Source organism: Giesbergeria sinuosa, assembly GCF_042652905.1.
Lineage (GTDB): Bacteria > Pseudomonadota > Gammaproteobacteria > Burkholderiales > Burkholderiaceae_C > Simplicispira > Simplicispira sinuosa.
This window is the reverse complement of sequence record NZ_JBHSHJ010000004.1, coordinates 77,449-100,575: the sequence shown is the minus strand read 5'-3', so window position 1 is coordinate 100,575 and position 23,127 is coordinate 77,449. Positions and strand designations below refer to the sequence as shown.

Genomic DNA, 23,127 nt, shown 5'->3' with positions numbered 1-23,127 from the left:
GCACCAGAGAGTGGGCATATCCGCAGTAGGCTGATTACACCATCGATTGTGTATGATTTTGTAACAACCTCCTGCTGCATAGCGTTGCATGGGTTGGTGGGACAGATGCCTGATCGTCTCCCAATCGGGTGTGAAAGTAAAGACACCTGCCCCTTCAAGCTCTGCTGCCCGTAGCGCCAGCCAACAATGCCTGTAGCTGTGTAGCCGGCATGGGGCGGCCATAGTAATAACCTTGGGCCTCCGTGCAACCTTGCTCGCGCAAAAATGCCAATTGGCCACTGGTTTCTACCCCTTCGGCAATGGTCTGCATACCCAATGCCTGGGCCATGCGAATGATGGCACTGACAATGGCCCGGTCGTTGGCATCATCGTCCAAGTCACGCACAAAAGATTGGTCAATCTTGAGCTTATAGACAGGAAAACGCTTGAGTTGGCTCAGGGACGAATACCCCGTGCCAAAATCATCAATCGACAGCAGTACCCCGTGGCTATGCAGCTCGTCCATCGTTGCAATAGCGGCGCGCGGATCGTCCATCGCTACGCCTTCGGTCAGTTCCAGCTCCAGCGCATGGGCAGGCAGGCCACTTTCTTGCAAAATGCGCGTGACCAGTTGGGGAAACTGGGGCTGGCGAAACTGCACCGCCGACAGGTTGACGGCCATCGTCTCGAGCATCAGCCCCATCTTGCGCCATGCCTGCAATTGGCGCAGTGCTTCGCGCAACACCCATTCTCCGATGGGCAAAATTTGGCCGCAATCTTCGGCAATCGGAATGAATTCGGCGGGAGAAATAGCGCCCAATTCGGGGTGCTGCCAGCGCAGCAATGCCTCCACACCCGTGATCTGGCCAGTGGCAATGCAAATTTGTGGTTGGTAGTGCAGCGTAAACTGCTCTCGCTCCAGCGCACGGCGCAGGGCGTTTTCCAGTTGCAACGCCCGCACCGACTGGGCCCGCATTTCAGGGGTGAAAAAACTGTAGGTATTGCGACCGTCCAACTTGGCACGGTACATGGCCACATCAGCGGCTTGGTTCAGGGTGGCAAAGTCAGTGCCATCATCTGGGTAGAGCGCGATGCCCATAGAGGGCGCCATCGTCAGCTCATGGTGCTCTATTTGGTAAGGCTGGCGCGCTGCTTCCAGCAATTTGTTGGCCACACGCTCGGCACCCTGCGCATTGGCACCAGGCAGCAACAAGATAAACTCATCTCCACCCACACGGCACACTGTATCGCGCTCACGCACTACAGCCCGCAAACGCTGGGCAATGGCAACCAGCAGCGCATCGCCCACCCGGTGCCCTAGCGAGTCGTTGACATGCTTGAAGTGATCCAGATCCAGAAAGATAACGGCCAGAGGCGTCTGCTCTTTGCGGGCCAATTCAATGGCTTGGCTGCTACGCTCGGCCAGCAGGGTGCGGTTGGGCAAGCTGGTCAGCGGGTCGTAATGGGCCAACCAGTAAATTCGTTCTTGGTCTTTACGCCTATCGTTGATTTCGTGGTGCAAGCTGTTGACGGTCTCGCGCAACTGCTGGGTGCGCTCCTGCACTGTTTGTTCCAGCGCCTCGTGGGCCTGTGCTAGCTCGGCTTGTGTGCGCTGGCGTTCTGTGATGTCTAGCACGATCCAAACGGTGCCACCATCGGGCTGCGCAGGATTCACAGGCTGACCACGCACCTCACAGGCTATGGTGGTGCCATCTTTTTTGCGCAGCAACACCTCCCCCCCCGAGGCCTGCCCTTGCGCCAGCAAGGCACTCCACCGCTGCCAATCTTGGGGATGGGAAAACCAGTGCTCAATGCCAGTGCCTACCAGTTCACCGGGGTGGTAACCCAGCATCTGTTCAAAATGCCGGTTGCAATGGGTCAGGCGCTGCTGGGTCAAAAACACCATGCCCATCAAAGCGTTGTCAAGCAGTGCCTGCTTTTCTCGCAGGGCTGTATCGAGCCGAAGCTGGATGTTTTTCTGCTCGTCGATGTTGTCAATGATCCAGATGGAACCTTCTGTCGTGTCCTGTGGATTGATCAGGGTACCCGTCAGGCGCGCCCAAAACAAACGGCCATCGCAACGGCGCATTTGTCGCTCTGTATGGTAGGTACGGCCTCTGGACATCACCGGGTAGGCTGCACGCCCTAAGGCGCGAAAAGCCGCCTGGTCTGGATAGAAACCCACACTGCCCTGACCGATCAGTTCTTGGTGAGAGTCGTAACCAAAAATCTCGGCATAACGGGCATTGGCACGCACCACCACCCGATCACGGATAAACACAATGCCCATCCCAGCGTTGTCGAGTAAGACTTGGTGTTCACGCAGGGTGCGCAGCCATGCCTGATCCGTGGCTGGCGGCAGCAGGGTAGAGGCGGAGATATCGTGTAGAGCGGGCATGTGGCCGGTAGTAGCAGCCGATCGGATGGCTACCGTAGTTCATTCATCTAAAGCTAACCTCGGTTGGAAACCTCTCCCTTGCAGTAGGCAACACTCACGAAGACGGGCAACCGCTTCCAAAGTGGGACTTTCAGGGGGTGGGGTTGTGACACGCTAAAGTGTAGCAGTCACCCACTTGTCCAATGGGCGAACCACCAGCGACTGTTAACTTTGCTGTTGGTGCAACAGTGCCTCAAAGGCGGCCACAGGCAAGGGACGGCTGAACAGGTAACCCTGCCCCTCATCACAGCCTTGCTCCAGCAAAAAGGCCCGTTGTGCCTCGGTTTCTACCCCTTCGGCAGTAGTGCGCATACCCAAAGCTTGGGCCATGTGGATGATGGCGCTGATGATTGCCCGATCATTGGCGTCTTCATGGACATCTCGGACAAAAGACTGGTCAATCTTGAGCTTGCCCAAAGGAAAACGCTTGAGCTGATTGAGCGATGAGTACCCCGTACCAAAGTCATCCATCGATAGATGGGCACCCCGCTCATGCAGTTGCGTCATCACGTCCAAGGCGGAGGCCGGATCGTCTACGGCAGCACCTTCTGTCAATTCCAGCTCAAGCCGATGGCCTGGTAGTTGGGCTTCGTCTAAGCAGCGCGACACCATCTCTAATAACTGCGGGTGGCGAAACTGCACCGCCGACAGGTTGACCGAGACCGTGCGCAGCCCAATGCCCTGATCCAACCACCGTTTGGCGTCTCGGGCCGCCGTGGCGAGCACCCATTCTCCAATGGCTATGATCATGCCGCTGTTTTCGGCAATTGGAATAAATTCGGCAGGCGAAATCGGCCCCCACTCGGGGTGCTGCCAACGCAGCAGCGCCTCGGCACCAACGATCTGGCCGGTTTGTAGCGCCACTTGGGCTTGGTAATGCAAGGCAAACTGCTGGCGCTCCAATGCCCGGTGGAGCGCATTTTCTAGCATCAAAGCCCGTGCGGAAGAGGCTTCTAAGTCGGCAGTGAAAAAACTGTAGCGGTTGCGGCCACTGCGCTTGGCACGGTACATGGCAGCATCAGCACGCTGGTACAAGGTGTCAAAATGCTCTCCGTCTTTGGGAAAAATGGAAATCCCAATCGACAAAGTGGTGCTCAACTCATGCCCCTCTAACTGGCATGGCTCAGACAACCCCCGCAGCAAGTGGGTCGCCATACGGGCCGCCGCCTCGGCCTCCGTATCTGGCAACAGCAGCAAAAACTCATCCCCCCCTAGGCGCGACACCGTGTCTTGCTCGCGGGCCAAGGTTTGCAGGCGCTGGGCGAGCGTGACCAACAGAGCATCACCCATGCGGTGCCCTAATGAATCGTTGACATTTTTGAAGTGGTCTAAATCGAGAAACAGCACGGCCAAATTGCCGTTGTGGCTGCGTTGGCGGTCAATCATCTGGGCGGCCCGCTGGGCCAACAGTGCCCGATTGGGCAGGCCCGTAAGATGGTCAAAATGGGCCAGATGCTCAATTTTTTCTAGGGCAGCCCGCTGCTGGGTAATATCACGGGCCAGCAATACATAGCCAGGGGCACTGTCACTGGTGGCTGCTTTGCGCGCTACCGACAACTCAAACCAACTTTGCCCCTGCTCTGGCATGGGCAGACAAATCTGTTGCCCTGTAGAGCATCCCTGCTGCCGCGCCTCTTCGAGGGCCGCTACCAAAGTTTTGCTGCTCTCTTCGGGTAGTACCTCCCAAAGATAGCGACCCAACAACTTGGCAGCCGGCAGCGCCAGCGCGTTGGCATGGGCATGGTCGATTTGCAAAAACCGGCCATGATCATCCAACTCCAGCAGCATGTCTGGAATAGCGTCTACCGTGGCTTGGAGTTGCTGTTGGGTGCTAAAGATTTCAGCGGTGCGGGCATGCACCAACGACTCTAAGTCTCTTTCATGGGCCTTGAGTTGCAATAGCAAGCGCACCAAATGCCCAATCAACAAACTCATCAACAGCCCGAGCAAACCACGGCCTACCAGCCGCACCGGACTGCCCCAACCTTGGGTGGGTGTCACAGCCAACGACCATTGCCCATTGGGTAATGAGAGCCCATGCACTACAGGCCGACTACCCGGCGGAGGGCTGGAAACGCTGATCTCCTGCGTCTGCCCCGTATGCGGCAAAACACGCGACAGCCGATACTGATAGCCCCGCTCTACCAACTGTGGAAAGTTGGCTGCCGCCAATACATCGGCAATGCGAATCGTGACATGGGTAAAGCCCCAAAAATGCCGTTGTCCCCGTTCGTCGCTCAAATAAACCGGGTGACGCCCCACCACCCCCACACCACCTTGCACCAAGGGCAATGGCCCAGCCAAGGTGAGCTGACCACTGTCGCGTGCCAAAGCAGCCTCGGCGCCTTGCGCAGGGTCATTCAACTGATCAAAGCCTAACAGGGCTTCATTGCCTTGGGCGGGCACCACTTTTTGCACCACACCGTTGGGGGCCAACCCCATCGCCACGATGCCTGGGTAAAAAGGCAACAGCTGCCCGCCAATGGCCTCAAACCCCTGCACCTCCCCTTGGCCTTGGCGCACCAAAGCCACCAGCACATTGTTGGCCGAAAGTGCCGACTCAATACCACGCTGCAATGAACGCGCATGGTCACTGGCCAACCCTGACACCTGGTGGCGCTGCTGGGCCAAGTCTTGCTGCTCCAAATGCCAAATCAAGGCACCGCAGCACCATGCCGTGCCCACAAAAGCCAGCACCCCCGCATGAAGCGGCGAGAGGCAAGAGAAAGAGAGGTGTTGTAGCACGATGCAATATCCTCATCGGATTATGCAAGGTTGATTGCATTTTGCGCAGATACAACATTGGAAAACCAAGGCAAGTGCTTGCCGTCCCAAGGCTGTCTTGTCATGATGTACGTCATGAAATTGACACATCCTGCGCCAATACTGTCACAATTAGCTTTGAATCCCATTCGCGCCATGCCCCCTCTTTCTGCGGATCACGTCGTGATGGCGTCGCATCCTGTCAGCTCTGCTGTTGACTCCTCTCCATTGCCACCTGCCACCTTGCTGGATCGCGATCACAGCATCATGGCCTTTAATGAACGGGTATTTGACTGGGCCGTGCGCTCCGATGTGCCACTGCTGGAGCGGGTGCGTTACCTGACCATCGTCTCCTCCAATCTAGACGAATTTTTTGAGGTGCGTGCAGCCCCCCATTTGGCCGCAGCGCGCAGCGGCGAGACTAAGGGTGTTTATACACAAGCCTCTTTCAAGGCACTGGCAGCCAAAGCGCACGATTTGGTAGAGCGCCAATATGCGCTCTACAACGACGAACTGGTGCCTGCACTGGCCGCCCACGGCATCCGTATCATTCCGCATGGCGAGCGCAACCCGGCCCAGCGCCGTTGGGTACAAGAGTATTTCCAGCGTGAAGTGCGGCCCCTGTTGATCCCCATAGGCCTAGACCCAGCGCACCCCTTCCCACAAGTAGCCAACAAATCGCTCAATTTCATTGTCCGCCTCAAAGGTGGCGACGCTTTTGGCCGCGAGAACGAGATTGCGATTGTCAAAATCCCACGCGTGCTGCCGCGCCTAATTCGCATGCCCGCCAGCGTAGCCAAGGGTGTGCAATGCGTCAGCTTGTCCAGCGTTGTGCGGGCGCACCTGGTCGATTTGTTTCCTGAGCGCGAAGTCACGGCGTTTTCGCAGTTCCGCGTCACACGCCACTCCGATTTGGCTGTGGATGAAGAGGATGCGCGCAATCTGCGCACGGCCCTGCGCCAAGGCTTACAGCAACGCCATTATGGTGAAGCCGTGCGGCTAGAGGTATCGGCAGGCTGTTCAGAATTTTTGGCCGATTTTTTGCTGGCCCAGTTCAATCTGCCCACCGAAGCCCTGTACCGGGTGCATGGGCCAGTCAATCTGGTGCGCTTGGCCCAACTGGTCGATCTGGCAGATATGCCCGAGTTGGTGTTTCCGCGCTCGGTACCCTGCTGGCCACACCAGATGCCACAAGGTGGCTCTATCCTGACCCAGCTGCGCACCAAAGGCGATGTGCTGATCCACCAACCGTTTGAGAGTTTTGATGGCGTGCTGGCCTTCCTGCGCGAGGCTGTCAATGACCCACAGGTGCTGGCGATCAAGCAGACCATTTACCGCACAGGCTCCGACCCCCAAATGCTCGATCTGCTGCGCGAGGCCGTGCGTCGAGGCAAAGAAGTGTTGGCAGTGGTGGAGTTGAAGGCCCGTTTTGACGAAGAGGCCAACATCAATTGGGCCGAGGCACTAGAGTCGGTGGGGGCGCAGGTGGTCTATGGCGCGGTGGGCCTGAAAACCCATGCCAAGCTGCTGCTCATTACCCGCCGCGAAGGGCGCCAATTGCGCCGCTATGGTCACCTGTCTACAGGCAACTACAACCCACGCACAGCACGCCTCTACACCGATTTGAGCTACCTCACCGCCGATGAAGACACCACGGCGGACATGGACAACGTCTTTAACCACTTGGCCAGCCAAAACCGTCTGCCCAAAATGAGCCGCCTGATGGTGGCACCGTTCCATCTGCACCGGGGCATGATGGAAAAGATTGAGCAGGTGGGGCGCGCTGCAGCCGAGGGCAAAGATGCCCGGATTGTGGCCAAAATGAACTCCCTCACCGACGAGGCACTGGTACGCGCCCTGCTGCGGGCGGGTCAGCATGGTGCCAAAATCGACTTGATCGTGCGCGGTGCCTGCATTTTGCCCGCCCAAGTGCCAGGCGTGAGCGACAACGTCAGGGTGCGCTCCATCATTGGGCGCTTCTTAGAGCACAGTCGGGTGTTCTACTTCCGTGCCGGTGAGCAAGAAGACCTGTACCTGTCTAGCGCCGACTGGATGAACCGCAACATGATGCGCCGGGTGGAGGTGGCTTGGCCCGTCACCGATGCCAAGCTGCGCCAGCGCATTCTGGATGAATGTCTGGTCGCCTATCTGTGCGATGACCGCGATGCCTGGATACTGCAACCCGATGGCGTCTATGCCAATACCAACCAATCTGAGCACAGCACGGGTACGAGCACAGGGGCGCAAGATGCCCTGATGCACCGTTATGCCTTGGCCCACCCCTCCAACACAAAGGCCTGAAATGATGGATTTGATTCTGTGGCGCCATGCCGAAGCCTTTGACTTGGTCGATGGGCAAGACGACTTGCAGCGCGTTCTCACACCACGCGGCGAGAAACAGGCCATGCGCATGGCCGCTTGGCTGCACAAGCACTTGCCCGATGGTTTGCGCGTGCTGGCCAGCCCTGCGGTACGCACAGAACAGACCGTGCGTGCGTTGGATCGCAAATACAAGCTACGTGCCGAACTACTGCCCGATGGCTCGCCCCAAGAACTGCTGGAGTTAGCCCGTTGGCCCGATGCCAAAGGGGCCGTACTGGTCGTAGGGCACCAACCCATGTTGGGGCAAGTAGCAGCCCAATTGTTGGGCATACAGGCTGGGGAATGCTCCATTCGCAAAGGTGCCGTCTGGTGGTTGCGCCAGCGCCAAAAATTGGAGCAAACCGAAACGGTGCTGCTCACAGTGCAGTCACCCGAACTGCTCTGACAACAAGCAGCCAGCACAACGCTGTGGGCGCTCAGTGGCGCCCTGACACGGTTTTACGGCATGTCCAGCGTTAATGTCCAAGGCGTCTTTTGCCAGGCTTGGACTTCCTCGTGCAACAGGTGTGCCGATTGCGGATAACGCTCCACCCACCCTGGCGGTATTTGCAGCAAAAAGCCATTGCCCAGCACCTCTAGTTGTAGCCCCTGCACCTGCGGCTCACGGCGTGCATGGCACAAGGCCACCGCCAAACGCAGACAAAGCAGCTGCAAGGCAAAAACCGCATCGTCCAAATCAGTTTCTAATTTGTGTACCTTGCCTCGGTGGCCCAGCACCAACAAGCCCAAGCGATGCAACTCGGGTTGAGAAAATCCTGCCACATCGGTGTTGTCCAAAATGTAGGCACCATGCCGATGCGAATAGCTGTGGGAGATACGACAACCAATTTCATGCAGGCGAGCGGCCCAACCTAACTTGCGCTGTGCATGGGCATTGGCATCGGGCGCCGCTTGGCAGAACAAACCACAGGCTACCCGCTCCACCCGCTCGGCTTGCGGCATATCCACAGCAAAACGCTCCATCAGCGCCCGTACGGTAGAACTGCGCAAATCGGTTTCTGGTTGCTCACGGTCAATCAGGTCGTACAACGCGCCTTGGCGCAAAGCTCCTTGGGCCACCTGCATTTGCCGAATATCGAGCAGATCGAACAAGGCCCGCAGCACACTCAGGCCACCACCAATCACCGCTCGGCGCTCATCCTTGAGACCATCGAGCCGTATCCGGTCGGCATTTTGTGCGCGCAACAGGCGCTCTTGCAGCCAATCCAGCCCCTCTCGGCTGATCACACCCGCAGGCAGATAGCCTGCCGCGGCCAAAATATCGCCCACCGCCCCCACCGTACCCGACGAACCATAGGCAACGTCCCAAGTGCTGGGGTGGTAAGAAACCAGTGCTTCGTCCAGCACCGCCTTGGCCGCAATCTCAGCGGTATGAAAAGCTTGGGGTGTAAAGTTACCGTGGTCAAAATAGCGGCTAGACCAAGCCACGCTGCCCACACGAAACGAGGCCACCGTGTGGGCCGTAAAGCCTTGCCCCAAGATCAGTTCGGTAGAGCGGCCACCAATATCGACCACGAGCCGACGCTCGTCCGACTGCGGCAACATGCGCGAGACGCCTTGATAAATCAGCCGCGCCTCTTCTGGCCCCGAAATCACATCAATCGGATGGCCCAAGATTTGGATGGCCCGTTGCAGAAAGATCTCGCGGTTACGGGCATCGCGCAGAGTTTGCGTAGCCACGGCCCGCACCTGCGCCCGAGGAAAATCGGCCAACCGCTCGGCAAAGCGGGCCAGACAATCCCAGCCCCGCTGCATAGCCTCGGGGGTCAGGTTGCGATCCTCATCCAGTCCGTTGCCTTGGCGCACGGTCTCTTTCAGGTATTCAACGCGCTGGATGTGGCCGTGCTCGAAGCGGCCAATTTCCAGGCGAAAGCTGTTCGATCCAAGATCTACAGCAGCGAGCAATGTTGCGTTTTGCATGGGGTTGTGCAGGTGGGCCGGTGTCTGGTGACTCAGCATCGTACCTGCACACAGACACCCTGCAGGCAATGTCTGCTGCAATGTGCAGATGCTGCACCACAGTGGCAAGGCAAGGATGACAGAGCGAATGCCTGAAGACTATGCAGCAATCATGACATTACCGTGACGATCTTGTCATACAGGCAATGGCGTTTGGTATTTTTTGTATGGCTTCTCTGGCATTTCAGGGGTGTGGGGCAGCGTGAATCATGTCACGACACTGTCACAAACGGCTTTTAGAGTCGGCAACAACTGTACTTTCCAACCTGAGAGGTCTCTCCCATGAAACTGTCCATGATTCGCGTGCTGGTCGCTGGTGTTGTCGGTGCTGGTGCATTCTCTGCTGCAATGGCGCAACAAGAAGTCACTGGCGCGGGCGCTACGTTCCCAGCACCGCTGTATGCCAAATGGGCAGCCGATTACAACAAGGCCACAGGGATCAAAATCAACTACCAATCGGTAGGCTCGGGGGCGGGTTTGCGCCAGATTGAGGCCAAAACCGTGGCCTTTGGTGCCTCAGACATGCCCCTGAAAGAAGAAGACCTGGAAAAGAAAGGCCTGACGCAATTTCCGATGGTGATTGGCGGCGTAGTGCCCGTTATCAACGTCAAAGGGATTGCCCCCGGACAACTCAAACTGTCAGGCCAAGTGCTGGGCGACATCTACCTGGGCAAAATTACCAAGTGGAATGACCCCGCCATCCAAGCTCTCAATGCTGGCTTGGCCCTGCCCGATGCCACGATCTCGCCAGTGCGCCGCGCAGACGGCTCGGGCACCACCTTTATTTTCACCAATTACCTGTCCAAGGTAAACGCCGAGTGGAAAGCCAAAGTGGGCGAGGGTACCGCTGTCAACTGGCCCACGGGGGCTGGCGGCAAAGGCAATGAAGGCGTTGCTGCTTTTGTGGGCCGCCTGCCCAACTCGATTGGCTATGTTGAATACGCCTACGTCAAGCAAAACAAAATGAACTACACGCTGATGCAAAACGCAGCGGGCAATTTTGTCACCCCTGACGATGATGCCTTCAAAGCCGCAGCGGCAGGTGCTGTCTGGCCCAAGAGCTTCTACCTGATTTTGACCAACCAGCCCGGCGCGGCCACTTGGCCCATCACCAACCCCACCTTCATCTTGATGCACAAGACCCCCGACAAGGCAGTCGATGCGGCCACCTCGCTCAAGTTCTTTGACTGGGCCTACAAGAGCGGCGACAAAACAGCAGCCGATCTGGACTATGTCCCTCTGCCAGCCGCAGTGAAAGACCTGGTCACCAAGTCTTGGGCCGACAACATCAAAGACGCTTCTGGCAAGGCCATCGCTTACAAGTGATGGTCGCTGGGGTGGTGCTGACGCTACCCACGCCAGCACCGCCCCCATGATTGCATTTTTACTTCTCCTCAAGGCTACTCAACGTGTCCACAACGATGCCCGTCAGCGGGAGCACGTCGGTTCATACCGAGCCACGCGTGCAACCCAAGCCTACTCCTCCCCACACGCCCTTGATCTCAGGTATGTTGGCCGATCGCTTGTTTGGCTGGCTGGCCCGTAGTGCCGCCATCCTGACGCTGCTGCTGTTGCTGGGCATCATGGCCTCGCTGGTGGCAGGTGCCTGGCCTTCGATTTCTAAATATGGTCTGGGCTTTCTGACCAGCACTGTTTGGGACCCCGTGCAAGACGAGTACGGTGGTTTGGTCATGATTTATGGCACGGTAGCCACCTCCATCATCGCTTTGCTGATTGCTGTGCCCGTCAGTTTTGGCATTGCCCTGTTTCTGACCGAACTCTCACCCGCTTGGCTCAAGCGCCCGCTGGGTACGGCCATTGAATTGCTGGCAGCAGTGCCCTCCATCGTCTATGGCATGTGGGGTCTGATGGTCTTTGGCCCGATCTTGTCTGCCTATGTGCAACAGCCGCTGCAATCGTGGTTCAGTGGTGTGCCCTATCTGGGTGCCTTGGTGTCTGGCCCACCAGTGGGTATTGGTATTTTGTCGGCAGGCATCATTCTGGCCATCATGGTCATTCCATTCATCGCCGCAGTGATGCGCGATGTGTTTGAAGTGACACCACCGCTGCTCAAAGAGTCAGCCTATGGGCTGGGCTCAACCACCTGGGAGGTGGTCTGGAAAGTAGTGCTGCCCTTTACCAAAACGGGCGTGCTGGGCGGCATCATGCTGGGCTTGGGACGAGCTCTGGGCGAAACGATGGCGGTCACTTTCGTCATTGGCAATATGAACCAGCTCGATTCTTTGTCGCTGTTTGAAGCAGCCAACAGCATTACTTCGGCGCTGGCCAATGAGTTTGCTGAAGCAGGCGAAGGTTTGCACCAAGCTTCCTTGATCTATCTGGGTCTGGTGCTGTTTTTCATCACTTTTGTGGTGCTGGCCCTGTCTAAGGTGTTGCTGGCTAGCCTACAAAAGAACGAAGGAGCACGCTCATGAGTGCCGTACCCACTTCGCTCCATGCCGACCAGCAAACCCAAATGCGCCAAGCGCGCTACAACCGCCGCAAACGGGTCAACCAAATTGCCTTGACCCTGTCACTGGGCGCGATGGCGTTTGGTGTGTTCTGGCTGATTTGGATTTTGTGGGAAACCATTCGCCTTGGCGTGGGTGGACTGAGCGTTGCGCTGTTCACGGAGATGACCCCTCCCCCCAACGAGGCGGGCGGTATTTCCAATGCGATTTATGGCTCGTTTGTCATGGTGGCGCTGTCGACGCTGGTGGGCACCCCCATTGGCATCATGGCGGGGATTTATCTGGCCGAATACAACCCCAAGGGCTGGTTAGCCACGTCTACCCGCTTTGTGAATGACATTTTGCTCTCGGCCCCCAGTATCGTGATCGGTCTGTTTGTGTATGCCGTGGTCGTAGCCCGCTTTAAGAGCTTTTCGGCCTATGCTGGTATTTTGGCATTGGCATTGATTGTCATTCCGGTTGTGATTCGCACGACCGAAAACATGCTGCTGTTGGTGCCTGCTGGTTTGCGTGAGGCAGCCTATGCCTTGGGCACGCCCAAGTGGAAAGTCATCACGATGGTGACGCTGCGGGCCGCCCGTGCCGGTGTGATCACTGGGGTTTTGCTGGGGGTAGCGCGTATTGCAGGCGAAACAGCCCCACTGCTGTTTACGGCGCTGAACAACCAGTTCTGGAATTCGGATCTTTCCAAACCGATGGCCAGCCTGCCCGTGACGATCTTCAAGTTTGCCATGAGCCCCTACGAGAACTGGCAGCAACTGGCTTGGGCCGGTGTGTTCCTGATTACGCTGGCGGTGCTCGGACTCAATATCCTGGCGCGCGTGCTGACGCGCCAAAAATAAGACAAGGACTGTTGCATGACTTCTTCTGCCCACGTCACGCCCATTGCACCGACCGATGCCAAGATCACGGTGCGTGACCTCAACTTCTATTACGGCAAGTTCCATGCCCTCAAGGGTATCAACTTGGACATCCCAGCCAATAAAGTCACCGCTTTTATTGGCCCCTCCGGCTGTGGCAAATCCACACTGCTGCGCACCTTTAACCGCATGTTCGAGTTGTATCCCGAGCAGCGTGCCGAAGGCCAGATCATTCTGGATGGTGAAAATCTGCTCACCAGCAAAAAAGACGTGGCACTGATCCGGGCCAAGGTCGGTATGGTGTTCCAGAAGCCACCCCCCTTTCCGATGTCGATTTTTGACAACATTGCCTTTGGCGTGAAGCTGTTTGAAAGCCTCAACGCCAGCGAAATGGAAGACCGCGTGGAATGGGCCTTGAACAAGGCGGCGCTGTGGAATGAAGTGAAAGACAAACTGCACCAAAACGGCTCTAGCCTGTCGGGTGGTCAACAACAGCGTTTGTGCATTGCCAGAGGCATTGCCATCAAACCCGAAGTGCTGCTGCTCGATGAGCCCTGCTCGGCACTAGACCCCATCTCTACGGCCAAGGTCGAAGAGCTGATTGCCGAACTCAAGAGCGACTACACCGTGGTGATCGTGACGCACAACATGCAGCAAGCCGCCCGCTGCAGCGACTACACCGCCTATATGTACTTGGGCGACCTGATCGAGTTTGGTGAGACCGAGCGCATGTTCTTCAAGCCCCAACGCAAAGAAACAGAAGACTACATCACCGGCCGTTTTGGCTGATCCGGGAGACACGCAATGAGTGAAAAACACCTTTCATCGCAGTTCGACAGCGAACTGAACAATGTTTCTACCCGCGTCATGGAACTGGGCGGCTTGGTGGAGTCCCAGATTCGTCAGGCCATTCATGCTTTGTCCAATTTCAATTTGGAAGCCGTCGATCAGGTGGAGGCACTAGAGGCGCGTGTCAACGCCATGGAGGTAGAGATTGACCACGAACTCGCCTCCATCATTGCCCGACGCCAGCCCACAGCCCGCGATCTGCGTTTACTGATGGCGGTGTCCAAGGCCACCGCCAATCTGGAGCGTATGGGCGATGAGGCCAGCCGCATGGCGCGCATGGTCAAGTCCATCACCCAACGTGGTGGTGTGCCGCGTGCCTTGCCCACGATGGATTTGCGCGTAGCAGCCGATCTGGCCTCCGGCCAGTTGCGCAAAGCATTGGATGCTTTTGCCCGCCTAGACACCAAGGCAGCGGTAGACATTCTGAAAGAAGACAACCTGATCGATCAGGAGTTTGATGGCTTTGTGCGCAAGCTCATCACCTACATGATGGAAGACCCCCGCACCATCTCTACCAGCCTCGACTTACTGTTCTTAGCCAAGGCCATTGAACGCATTGGTGACCACTCCAAGAACATGGCCGAATTGGTGATTTATTTGGTCAAGGGGCTGGATGTGCGCCACACCTCGCTGGAGCAAATCGAATCCAGCGTACTCCGATAGACCTTCAGGCCGGGCATGAGCGATGAAACAACTTCCCCGTGTTCTGATTGTGGAGGACGAGCCAGCCATTGCGGAGCTGATTGCCGTCAACCTGCGCCACAACGGCTTTTCGCCAATTTGGTCGGAAGATGGTGAGTCGGCCCAGCGCGAGCTGGATGCCGTACTGCCCGACGTGATTTTGCTGGACTGGATGCTGCCGGGCCAAAGCGGCCTGACGCTGGCGCGCAAATGGCGCGCAGACAGCCGCACCAAGCCCATCCCCATTCTGATGCTCACCGCCCGAGGCGACGAGCCAGATAAAGTGGCTGGGCTAGATGCTGGGGCAGATGACTACATCACCAAACCCTTCTCTACCCAGGAGCTGCTGGCGCGCATCCGGGCGGTGCTGCGCCGGCGCGCACCCGAGCAACTCAGCGACAGCGTAACCATTGGCATTCTGACACTGGACGCCGCGACGCACCGGGTGTCGTGCCAAGACCAGCCTGTCAAAGTGGGCCCTACCGAGTTCAAGCTGCTGCACTACCTGATGAAGCACCCCGAGCGCGTACACAGCCGCTCGCAACTGCTAGACAAAGTGTGGGGCGACCATGTGTTCATTGAAGAGCGCACAGTCGATGTGCACGTCAAGCGCCTGCGCGAGGCTTTGGGGGTGGCAGGCAGCATGGTCGAGACCGTGCGTGGTGCGGGCTACCGCCTGACCGCTCAGCCCAAGGCGCTGTTGCAAGCCTGACCTGGACAGCCCCCACCCTCCCGCCCACCAACACCCCACACTGCAATGACCTGGCGCATCTTCATTTTCTCATTCAGCCAGATCATGGGCTTGTTACTGGGCTGGTGGTATGCCGGTGCCTGGGGTGCTGCTGTGGGAGGAGCCTTTGCAGGCTGGTGCTGGTTTGCCACAGACTTGTGGCGAGGTGCCAAGGTGCTGCGTTGGTTTCGCCATGGAGAGCTGGGCCATGCCCCCCAAGGCATGCACGGGCTCTGGGGACTGGCTGTAGACCGTGTGCGTCGCCTACTGCGAGTGCAACAGCAACAGGTGCAAGAAAGCGAACGACGCCTAGAAGATGTGTTTGCCGCCTTGCAAGCCTCGCCCAATGGGCTGGTGCTACTGGATTCGCAGGGCCATATTGAATGGTGTAACAAAACGGCCTGCGCGCATTTCGGCTTTGATGTAGAGCGCGATCAGATGCAGTCTTTGGGCAACCTGGTGCGAGACCCCGACTTCACTGCCTATTACAACCGCAAGGACTATAGCAACGATGTGGTGTTGCAGGGCCGCTCCAACACACCTGCCCGGCCTGTGCGTCTTTCGGTACAGATATATCCACATGGCAAGGGCCGCAAGCTGATGATCTCGCGCGATATTACGGCGCTAGAGCAAGCCGAAGCCATGCGCCGCGATTTTGTCGCCAACGTGTCGCATGAAATCCGCACCCCGCTGACGGTATTAGCAGGATTTGTAGAGACCTTACAGACCTTGCAACTGAGCACCGAAGAGCAGACCCGCTATTTGGGCCTGATGGCGCAACAAGCAGCCCGTATGCAAAGTGTGGTGCAGGGTCTGCTGACCTTGTCGCGCCTAGAAGAAAGCCCACGCCCAGGCATGGCTGAATGGGTTTCGGTACAACATCTGTTGGAGCAGTGTGCAGACGAAGGGTGCGCCTTGTCGCAATTGCTCACCCGCAACCAAGCACGCCAACACACCATGATTTTTCCTCTCCCCGCACCACCAGAAGGAATGGGGGAGATTGCAGGCGTACAGGCAGAGCTGCAAAGTGCATTGTCCAACCTGATCAGCAATGCAGTGCGCTATACCCCTGCCAGCGGCAGCATTGAGGTTAGTTGGCATTGGCAGGCGGATGGAAGCGCCGTGTTTGCTGTGCGTGATACTGGCCCAGGCATCGATGCCGTGCATATCCCGCGTCTGACAGAGCGTTTTTACCGCGTGGATCGGAGCCGCTCCCGCGAAACCGGCGGTACGGGGTTGGGGCTGGCTATCGTCAAGCATGTGCTGCAACGCCACGATGCCAGGCTGGATATCCAGAGTACGCTGGGTCAGGGCTCCACCTTCAGCGTACACTTTCCGGCCAATCGGGTGCGCCCACCCACCAAGGCGGCCTGATCAGCGTTGCGCCCAACGGCGCTGGTACACCACCAGCAAATCGGTTTTTTCTGTGGGTCGGGCTATGCGGGCTTTTTCTTGCCACACATCCCCCCAACTCACAGGCAACCGGGTGTGGTGGCTGGCAACCAGCCAATCACAATCGGTATGTTGGGGCCGCTGCCTTGGTAAAGAGTGCAGGCTCAATTGGCCGTGGTATTGCAACGCAGCGACCTGTGTGCGACTGAGGCCATAGGCATACACACAGGCAGGCGGCCCTTCCAATACAGCCATCACAGCACGGGTCTGTGGTGCGTCGCTACGGGCATAGTCAAGCATGGGCAACCACAGCGTCAGTAACAGCAGCCAACTCAGGGTAGCCCCGGCGGCTGGCAATACCAAACTTTTCCAAATGGCAGCCCGATGGCGTCCAGCCCGCCAAGCCACCAAGGCACACCAAGCGGCACTGGCTGTGAGGGCGACCAACAGTGCCAGCGGCGAAAACTCTGGGATAAAACCCGGTGCAAGCCGGGCTACATTGGCAGCAGGCTTGGCTGGAATGCCCGTCTGTGTTGATAGCCAAATCACCCAAATCGCAATTGCCGACACACTAAAAAACAGCAGCGTGAACCAATCTACCAACGCAGCCACGCTGCGCCCAAGAGTGGGCAAAGCAAAGGCTGCCAAGGCCGCCAAGGCAGGCAAAGCCAACAGCAAGGCACGATCTGAGGGCTGTGTTGTCAATGTGGCCCCCAATCCCACCAACACAAACCACAAAGGCAGCAGCAAATGGCGGTGTGGCTGGCGGTCGGCAATCTGTTTGCGCCAGCGCCACACCGTCCATAAGGCCAAAGGCCAGGCAGGCCAGGTAAACCACAACAGCAACCGCCCCAAACTGCCTGCATCAGATAAAGGAGGCAGCATGGCCTGCCAATGCAACAAGTCCAATTGCAGGGCCAGCATGCCCGCCCCCAGCCCCATCAGCATGACTACCATGCTCTTGTGCCCAGCAGGGCGGGTATCGGCCAAAGCGTGTTGGTGTTCCCACCAATACAGCACCGTGCCACCCACACTGTAGAGCAGTGCCAGCACAGGTGCCCCACTCAATACCAGCCCGATCAAACCCACAGCCAGTGCCAATGACGAGCGCCAAAACGGCGCAGGGGATGCAGCCAGGGCATAAAACACCAGGGCCGTACAACACAGTTGGGTTAGATAGGAACTCACCTCATGCGCAGGCTGGGCCAACCCCAAACAGGCCAACAGGGCCAACAAGGCACCGTCTGCAATGGCATGGGCATAGTCTGTAGGCTGTGCTTCACCACCAAAGGCAAAGGCCACTGGCTGTGCCCCTCGGCTGGTAGCCAACCAATAAACACCATGCCATGTTGCCGCTAAGCTCACCACCAACATGGCGACAAAAGGCAGACGTGCGGCCAGTTCGGGAGGCAACCACAGCCCCACTGCCGCCGCCCCTTGCATGGCCCATGCGCCCAGCCAATAAGGCAGCAGACCTTGGGTCTCTGGTGCCATTCCCAACAATTGGGGAGCCCACCAGTCGGTTTGGCCCAGTGCCAGAGCACGCATGAAACCAAAGGCGGCCATGTCGTTGCCACGCCAAGGGTCGCGCGCCAAAAAACCAGGCAGGATATAAGCTAAGCACAACAACCACAGCGCCAGACGCGGCAATCGGCGCACGGCGCTTTGGGCAACGATGGCAGGGGTCTGTGGGATCACGCGGCGCACGGGTCAAACAATCGCTCAAGAACAGGTGAAGACAAACAAAAAGGCAGCGCGGTTGCCCGGGCTGCCTTGGTAGCGAAGAAGCAGGTCTTACTTGGACAGGCTGGTCTTGCCGAAACGGTTGCGGAACTTCTCCACGCGACCGCCCATATTGTCCACCGACTTTTGTGTGCCGGTGTAGAAGGGGTGCGATTCAGAGGAAGTATCCAGCTTGAACAAAGGATATTCCTTGCCTTCAAAGGTTTCGGTTTCCTTGGTGTTCACGCAAGAACGGGTCACGAACTTGAAGCCGTTGGACAAGTCCGAGAACAGCACTTCGCGGTAGTTGGGGTGAATGCCTGCTTTCATGATCTTTACCTTTTGTGTCTGGTGCGGGAGCCGTGCCAAACCACTTGGCATACTTTCCGCAGAAAAAGCTCTCGATTATCGCATACCGATGCAAAAATCAGCCACCCCGGCGCATCATGTCAAAGAACTCGACATTGCTCTTGGTGGCTTTCATGTTCTTGATCATCAGCTCCATCGATTCGATTTCGTCCATGTTGTACATGAACTGGCGCAAGATGCGGGTCTTTTGCAAAATCTCGGGGGCCAGCAGCAACTCTTCGCGGCGGGTGCCGCTCTTGTTGAGTTCAATCGCTGGGAAGACACGCTTTTCGTACAGGCGGCGGTTGAGGTGGATTTCGCAGTTGCCTGTGCCTTTGAATTCTTCAAAAATCACTTCGTCCATGCGGCTGCCCGTATCGACCAAGGCCGTGGCAATAATAGTGAGCGAGCCGCCCTCTTCTACCTTGCGCGCTGCACCAAAGAAACGCTTAGGCCGTTGCAATGCCGCTGCATCGACACCGCCCGACAGCACCTTGCCCGACGAGGGCACCACGTTGTTGTAAGCACGGGCCAGACGGGTAATAGAGTCGAGCAAGATGACTACGTCTTTTTTCAACTCCACCAAACGCTTGGCGCGTTCAATCACCATTTCGGCCACGTGTACATGGCGGGCAGCTGGCTCGTCAAAAGTAGAAGCAATGATCTCGCCCTTGACTGTACGCTGCATCTCAGTCACTTCTTCGGGGCGCTCATCCACCAGCAACACCATCAAGTGCACATCGGGGTTGTTGGCTGTGATGGCATGGGCAATGTGCTGCATCATCACGGTCTTGCCGCTCTTGGGTGGCGCCACAATCAAGGCGCGCTGGCCTCGGCCAATGGGTGCGATGATGTCGATGATACGGCCAGTGATGTTTTCTTCGCTCTTGATGTCACGCTCTAGCCGCATCTGCTCTTTAGGAAACAGCGGCGTGAGGTTCTCAAACATCACCTTGTGCTTGTTTTGCTCAGGCGGGCCACCATTGACCTTGTCGAGCTTGGTCAGCGCAAAGTAGCGTTCGCCATCCTTGGGCGTGCGCACTTCGCCTTCAATCATGTCACCGGTGTGCAAATTAAAGCGGCGCACCTGGCTGGGTGAAATGTAGATATCGTCAGTGCTGGCGGTGTAGCTGGTGTCGGGGCTGCGCAAAAAGCCAAAGCCATCGGGCAATATTTCCAGCACCCCATCGGCAAAGACCTGCTCCCCGGCTTTGGCGCGCTTTTTGATGATGGCAAACATCAATTCCTGTTTGCGCATCCGACCGCCGTTTTCGATTTCAAGTGCTTCGGCCTGCTTGAGGACTTCAGACACGTGCAGTGCCTTGAGTTCGTTAAGGTGCATGGGAATGACTCCGTGGCGGAGTGGTATGAATCTGACTCTGGGGGAATGCGAGGCGCCGGGAGGCTGCAACGGGCAGTTGGTGCGGGCCGGGCGATCGGGCCGGGTGCTGCCTATGCGTGCAGACCGGGGATCAGTGGGGCATTATGACAGGAAAAAATGTTCAGCAACAGAGCAGGCGTCCTACAAAACGCTAGGCAGGCTCGGAATATCCATACTGTGCTGCATGCAAGCATGGCAGCACAGCGGGGCAGGAGGGGCACCGCCCCACCAAAGCAATGCTTAGGCCAATTGCTGGTCGATGAACGCCGTGAGTTGGGCTTTGCTCATCGCCCCAACCTTGGTGGCAGCCAGTTGCCCATCTTTGAACAGCATCAGTGTAGGAATGCCACGGATACCGAACTTGGCGGGCACTTCGCGGTTTTCATCGACATTCATCTTCGCCACGGTGAGCTTGCCTTGGTAAGCACTGGCCACTTCATCCAGCACAGGGGCAATCATCTTGCAAGGCCCACACCATTCGGCCCAGTAGTCCACCAAGACGGGGGTCGTGGCCTGTAGCACGTCAGCGTCAAAGCTGGCGTCAGAGACATGTTTGATCAATTCGCTTGCCATGGGTTTTCCTTCAATCGGAGGCGCTCAAGATAAAGTGTGCGCATTGTGACAGAAACCCCCCTTTTCCCTGCTGCCATCCGGGCTGCTTTTGGCTATGGCTGCGATAGCCCCACCTAGGATACAGCAGGTCATACGGCAGACCCCATTCGATGAACTTATCCCACTCCGCATCCCCTTGTTTTTTTGATGGCGTAGCCATTGTGGGCGCTGGCCCTGCGGGCCTCATGGCCGCTGAAACCTTGGCCCGTCAAGGTGTGGCCGTGCAGGTGTTTGATGCCATGCCCACGGTAGGTCGCAAATTCTTGTTGGCTGGCAAGGGGGGGCTCAACCTGACCCATTCCGAGCCTGCGACAGACTTTGTGACCCGTTTTGGCCCACGTCAGACACAATTGCAACCGTGGTTGCAGCAGTTCGGTGCTGATCAGGTGCGCGCTTGGGCGCAGGGTCTAGGGGTCGAGACCTTTGTCGGATCTTCGGGGCGGGTGTTCCCGTCCAGCATGAAGGCTGCACCTTTGCTGCGCGCTTGGTTGCAACGGCTGCGCCACCTGGGGGTACAGTTTCAGATGCGTCACCGCTGGATGGGTTGGAGCCCCAACGGTGCTTTGTGCTTCAACACCCCTACCGGGAACCTAGAGATACAAGCCCGCGCGGTGGTGCTGGCCCTGGGCGGTGCCAGTTGGTCACGCTTAGGCTCCGATGGTGCCTGGGCACCGTGGCTGCAAGCACAGGGGGTCAACGTAGCACCGCTGCGGCCTGCCAATTGCGGTTTTGATGTGCTGCACCAAGCCGCCCTAGGACAGGAGACCCGCCGTGAGTGTTTGCGTGAGTTGCTGGGCCAGTCTTCAGCCGTCGGCTGGACAGCGCATTTCTCCAGCCGTTTTGCCGGACAGCCGTTCAAATCGGTGGCGCTTGATTTTCGTGACAGTGCTGGACGGCATTTTCAGCGCCGGGGCGAGTTTGTAGCCACCGCCACCGGGGTGGAGGGCAGTCTGGTCTATGCTGTGTCAGCCCTGTTGCGCGATGAAATCGAAACCCACGGCAGTGCTACCTTCCATCTGGATTTATTGCCCGACCATACGCCCGAACGGGTGCTGGCCGAAGTGCGCCACCCGCGCGGCACACGTAGCCTGTCGAGCCACCTCAAGAGTCGACTGGGGCTGGAAGGTATCAAGATGGGTATTTTGTACGAGCAGTTGGGCAAAGAACAAGTCCATGAGCCGCTGGTGCTGGCGACTGCCATCAAGGCACTGCCCATCACCGTTGTAGCCACCCGCCCCATCGATGAGGCCATCAGCACTGCGGGGGGCGTAGCCCTAGAGGATCTGGATGAACACCTGATGCTGCGCCAATGTCCGGGCGTATTTTGTGCTGGAGAAATGCTGGACTGGGAGGCCCCCACCGGGGGCTATCTGCTGACTGCCAGTATGTCCACTGGGGTACATGCGGGACAGGGGGCCGCCCGATGGATAGCTGCCCAGCGCACACCCACCACCTGAACCGCAAGCCGGGGTCAACCCCACGTTACCATTGCATCAAAATGGCTGGGCGGATTGTTTCGGCAATGCTTGCTTGGGAAGCCAGCAGCATATAGCCAGCAGCAGTCCGTACAAGTTAGACAATGCCCCAGCCTGTAGCACCGGCGCCTCCGATAGAGACGGAGATATGCATTCCTTGACTATGCTCAGTCTCCGAATTGTTTTGAGGGCCGGTGATGTGCAAGAATCGCCATCACATTCCAAGAGAGTTCCGTGAAACTGCGCCCCCCCCTTTTAGCCCTTAGTGCGGCCCTGTTTACTTCAGGAGCCGGTGCCTTGTCCTTGGGGGGAGCCTTAGGAAATGTGGTCTTAGGGCGCCCACTAGACATACGCTTCCAAATTCATGCCGACGCGGCAGCAGCAGAGGGCCGTTTGTGTTTGTCTGCCGAGGTGTTGCAAGGTGAAGCCGGGATGGGAGCCAGTCTCAGTACCGTGACATTGCAACCTGCACAGCGTGGCAAGCCGTTGCTGGCCCGTGTGCAAACCAACGCCCCTATCAGTGAGCCGGTGGTAACGGTGCAACTGTCGGTGGGATGTACGGGGGTAGTGCGGCGCAGCTATACCCTGTTGGCCGATCTGCCCGAATCATTTGCAGGGGTGGTGCGGGATGCTTCTGTGGGTGTCCAACCACTGAACGTGGTGGCGGTATCGCCAGAGGCCACACGCGCGCCAGAACGTGCCCGCCCCGACCCACAGCGCCGGGCCAAAGAGATTAAGCAAGCGGCTTCTGCCAATGCCCCCGAGCCTGTACGGCCACGCTCCAAAGTATGGGTGGGGCAGGGCGCTGCACCTGTGGTGGTGCCTGCGGCCAAGGCCGTTTCAGAGCAGCCAGCAGCCCGTCTGGTGCTAGAACCGCTGGGAACTTTACCAAACGCCTCCAATCCCCCAACGGCTGCACCCACACCACCGACGCCACAAACGGGTGCGCCACAGCCACAGCCACAGCCACAGCCACAGCCACAGCCACAGCCACAGCCACAGCCACAGCCACAGCCACAGCCACAGCCACAGCCACAGCCACAGCCACAGCCACAGCCACAGCCACAGCCACAGCCACAGCCTCAG

At 57.9% G+C, this 23,127-nt stretch carries 18 protein-coding genes; 11 read left to right on the top strand and 7 right to left on the bottom strand.

Features of this window, described 5'->3' with window-relative positions:
• Positions 1 to 154 precede the first annotated feature (154 nt).
• Both ACFO6X_RS07035 and ACFO6X_RS07030 read right to left on the bottom strand, forming a co-directional pair.
• Complete coding sequence (locus ACFO6X_RS07035) at positions 155 to 2,377, bottom strand: sensor domain-containing protein (protein ID WP_382431450.1); 2,223 nt, start codon at positions 2,375 to 2,377, stop codon at positions 155 to 157.
• Positions 2,378 to 2,581: 204 nt separating this feature from the next.
• Positions 2,582 to 5,161 (bottom strand): bifunctional diguanylate cyclase/phosphodiesterase, encoded by a 2,580-nt coding sequence (locus ACFO6X_RS07030; protein WP_382431448.1) that lies wholly within the window; start codon positions 5,159 to 5,161, stop codon positions 2,582 to 2,584.
• Between the two features lie 204 nt (positions 5,162 to 5,365).
• Here ACFO6X_RS07030 and ppk1 point away from each other — a divergent pair, with 204 nt between their 5' ends.
• Positions 5,366 to 7,480 carry a polyphosphate kinase 1 gene (gene ppk1, locus ACFO6X_RS07025; protein WP_382431446.1) on the top strand — a complete coding sequence of 705 codons (2,115 nt, stop codon included), beginning with the start codon at positions 5,366 to 5,368 and terminating at the stop codon, positions 7,478 to 7,480.
• 1 nt (position 7,481) lies between these two features.
• Entirely contained in the window at positions 7,482 to 7,946 is a 465-nt protein-coding gene (locus ACFO6X_RS07020; RefSeq protein WP_382431444.1) for a SixA phosphatase family protein, read from the top strand.
• Between the two features lie 53 nt (positions 7,947 to 7,999).
• Here ACFO6X_RS07020 and ACFO6X_RS07015 read toward each other — a convergent pair whose 3' ends face one another.
• A complete protein-coding gene (locus ACFO6X_RS07015; RefSeq protein WP_382431442.1) occupies positions 8,000 to 9,481 on the bottom strand; it encodes a Ppx/GppA phosphatase family protein in 1,482 nt (493 codons plus the stop codon).
• 321 nt (positions 9,482 to 9,802) lie between these two features.
• Between ACFO6X_RS07015 and pstS the strand changes: the two genes are divergently transcribed.
• The 7 genes from pstS to phoR all read left to right on the top strand — a co-directional run bounded on the left by pstS (position 9,803) and on the right by phoR (position 16,485).
• Entirely contained in the window at positions 9,803 to 10,846 is a 1,044-nt protein-coding gene (pstS, locus tag ACFO6X_RS07010; protein ID WP_382431440.1) for a phosphate ABC transporter substrate-binding protein PstS, read from the top strand.
• Between the two features lie 95 nt (positions 10,847 to 10,941).
• Positions 10,942 to 11,955: a phosphate ABC transporter permease subunit PstC gene (gene pstC, locus ACFO6X_RS07005; protein ID WP_382431773.1), complete on the top strand. Its 1,014-nt coding sequence runs from the start codon at positions 10,942 to 10,944 to the stop codon at positions 11,953 to 11,955.
• A complete protein-coding gene (pstA, locus tag ACFO6X_RS07000) occupies positions 11,952 to 12,833 on the top strand; it encodes a phosphate ABC transporter permease PstA (protein ID WP_382431438.1) in 882 nt (293 codons plus the stop codon). Before pstC ends, pstA begins: the two co-directional genes overlap by 4 nt.
• 15 nt (positions 12,834 to 12,848) lie before the next feature.
• Entirely contained in the window at positions 12,849 to 13,640 is a 792-nt protein-coding gene (gene pstB, locus ACFO6X_RS06995) for a phosphate ABC transporter ATP-binding protein PstB (RefSeq protein WP_382431436.1), read from the top strand.
• A 15-nt stretch (positions 13,641 to 13,655) separates the two neighbouring features.
• On the top strand, positions 13,656 to 14,363 hold the full coding sequence (phoU, locus tag ACFO6X_RS06990; RefSeq protein ID WP_382431434.1) for a phosphate signaling complex protein PhoU: 708 nt from the start codon (positions 13,656 to 13,658) through the stop codon (positions 14,361 to 14,363).
• Positions 14,364 to 14,385: 22 nt separating this feature from the next.
• The gene (gene phoB / locus ACFO6X_RS06985) at positions 14,386 to 15,093 is read left to right on the top strand and encodes a phosphate regulon transcriptional regulator PhoB (RefSeq protein ID WP_382431432.1); all 708 of its coding nucleotides are present in this window, start codon (positions 14,386 to 14,388) and stop codon (positions 15,091 to 15,093) included.
• A gap of 45 nt (positions 15,094 to 15,138) precedes the next feature.
• The gene (phoR, locus tag ACFO6X_RS06980; protein ID WP_382431430.1) at positions 15,139 to 16,485 is read left to right on the top strand and encodes a phosphate regulon sensor histidine kinase PhoR; all 1,347 of its coding nucleotides are present in this window, start codon (positions 15,139 to 15,141) and stop codon (positions 16,483 to 16,485) included.
• On the opposite strand, the gene ACFO6X_RS06975 is transcribed toward phoR, so the two are convergent.
• From ACFO6X_RS06975 to trxA, 4 genes are all read right to left on the bottom strand, one after another.
• A complete protein-coding gene (locus ACFO6X_RS06975; RefSeq protein ID WP_382431771.1) occupies positions 16,486 to 18,201 on the bottom strand; it encodes a hypothetical protein in 1,716 nt (571 codons plus the stop codon). It abuts the gene before it with no gap.
• 96 nt (positions 18,202 to 18,297) lie between these two features.
• A complete protein-coding gene (locus ACFO6X_RS06970) occupies positions 18,298 to 18,555 on the bottom strand; it encodes a type B 50S ribosomal protein L31 (RefSeq protein ID WP_382431428.1) in 258 nt (85 codons plus the stop codon).
• 97 nt (positions 18,556 to 18,652) lie between these two features.
• A complete protein-coding gene (gene rho / locus ACFO6X_RS06965; RefSeq protein ID WP_382431426.1) occupies positions 18,653 to 19,915 on the bottom strand; it encodes a transcription termination factor Rho in 1,263 nt (420 codons plus the stop codon).
• 279 nt (positions 19,916 to 20,194) lie between these two features.
• A complete protein-coding gene (trxA, locus tag ACFO6X_RS06960) occupies positions 20,195 to 20,527 on the bottom strand; it encodes a thioredoxin TrxA (protein WP_382431424.1) in 333 nt (110 codons plus the stop codon).
• A gap of 149 nt (positions 20,528 to 20,676) precedes the next feature.
• On the opposite strand from trxA, the gene ACFO6X_RS06955 reads away from it, so the two are divergent.
• Positions 20,677 to 22,023: a TIGR03862 family flavoprotein gene (locus tag ACFO6X_RS06955; protein ID WP_382431422.1), complete on the top strand. Its 1,347-nt coding sequence runs from the start codon at positions 20,677 to 20,679 to the stop codon at positions 22,021 to 22,023.
• A gap of 252 nt (positions 22,024 to 22,275) precedes the next feature.
• Positions 22,276 to 23,127, top strand: an 852-nt coding sequence (locus tag ACFO6X_RS06950; RefSeq protein WP_382431420.1) for a type IV pilus assembly protein FimV, incomplete at its 3' end; no start/stop codon positions are given.